This is a genomic window from Biformimicrobium ophioploci (assembly GCF_030270605.1).
Classification (GTDB): domain Bacteria; phylum Pseudomonadota; class Gammaproteobacteria; order Pseudomonadales; family Cellvibrionaceae; genus Biformimicrobium; species Biformimicrobium ophioploci.
Genome location: NZ_BSYJ01000021.1, coordinates 1 through 1182, shown reverse-complemented (window position 1 = coordinate 1182; position 1182 = coordinate 1). Strand labels below are relative to the sequence as shown.

General features: G+C 44.7%; 2 protein-coding genes. Both read right to left on the bottom strand.

Translation table 11 applies throughout. From position 1 onward, the window contains the following. Window positions 1-20: 20 nt before the first annotated feature. Complete coding sequence (locus QSJ80_RS15545; protein ID WP_285765386.1) at window positions 21-425, bottom strand: hypothetical protein; 405 nt, start codon at window positions 423-425, stop codon at window positions 21-23. 134 nt (window positions 426-559) lie between these two features. After that, window positions 560-1162 (bottom strand): PIN domain-containing protein, encoded by a 603-nt coding sequence (locus QSJ80_RS15540; protein ID WP_285765385.1) that lies wholly within the window; start codon window positions 1160-1162, stop codon window positions 560-562. Window positions 1163-1182: the final 20 nt, after the last annotated feature.

The window sequence follows — 1182 nt, the reverse complement described above, 5'->3', positions numbered from 1 at the left end:
TGTCGCCCTTCACGCGTTTGTTATGCCAGAACTGTGCTCAGTTGACGATCTCTGAGGCGATTGACTTCCTGCTTGGAAATCCCATCTCTACCGACAAGTTCTTTCGCTTCAACGAAGAACAAAAATGTTCTGGGCTTTAATCCTTTGGCATTCCACCCAAATACCACATACTTTTTGTCTGCTAGGTAATCCTGCTCTTTTTCCTTAAAGCCACCAGTAACAAGTGATGAGTTTGGGTCATCAGAAGAAGTAGATGTTAGATGTATCAAACCGATTTCACTATCAATTAACACCTGATCCTTGTGACCTGCAGAATTGACTCTGCCGTGAATAATCTCAGCGGCCTTACCCATTCCGATGAGGTGATTTTTAACAAGCTCCGCAAGGGACCTTTTTCTCTCTCCGACAGTTTTACCTAAAATCATCACTTTTTCCGTAAACGAGGCATAACGCCCGCGTAAGGCGCGACTAGCGACGCGCCGGTTTTTTGTTAAATTGTGAGCGCAGCGAGCAACAAAAAACCGAAGCAAAGCTTACGGAGTCGCCCTTCACGCGCTTGTTACGTTGCGAACGAGCACCCCACAGTCTTGGCTGCGATGGTAACGACACCCTCTTTTTCCAACTGCTGTACGATTTTTTCTACTTCCCCTTCCGGTAAGGGAGGGTTAAATAGCGCTCTTATTGTACTGCGCAAAGTTTCAGGCTTTCTAGGCCGACTGCGTCCCCTAACCTTTAGTGAGTTTACAACTCTCTCATACCCAGTTTCTGACGAAGGCTTCTCTGGCAATTTGGCCTTCAGAATTGAAATTTCTGATACATCTACATGGCGATGGACAAATTTCTTGCAAGACCGCATATAAGAAATTAACGGATCAAAACCTTTGTCTTTGGAAATAATGTGAAAATATGAGTCCGGTTCCCGCTCAGCCAAAATACCCAGGTAATAGGCGACATGAAAGTCTAGGGCATTTTTTCCCGATCCAGATATTTGGATATATTCTCCGCGGGAACCGATAGATTGCATTGCAATTACCATCTCCGTTGGGATTTTACTTTGCGAGCTTCCCACGAAAACCTTTACATGGAACTGCTCATCCTCAAGCAAATGCAAGTTATCCGGAGAAACATTCTCCAGATCTACCAGCACATAATTCCGTTTCATTAATTTTCCCTAAAGCAACG

What these genes read in the sequence shown, in the direction of transcription:
- QSJ80_RS15545 (WP_285765386.1), bottom strand. Translation starts at nt 425, where the DNA reads ATGATTTTAGGTAAAACTGTCGGAGAGAGAAAAAGGTCCCTTGCGGAG.
- QSJ80_RS15540 (WP_285765385.1), bottom strand. Translation starts at nt 1,162, where the DNA reads ATGAAACGGAATTATGTGCTGGTAGATCTGGAGAATGTTTCTCCGGAT.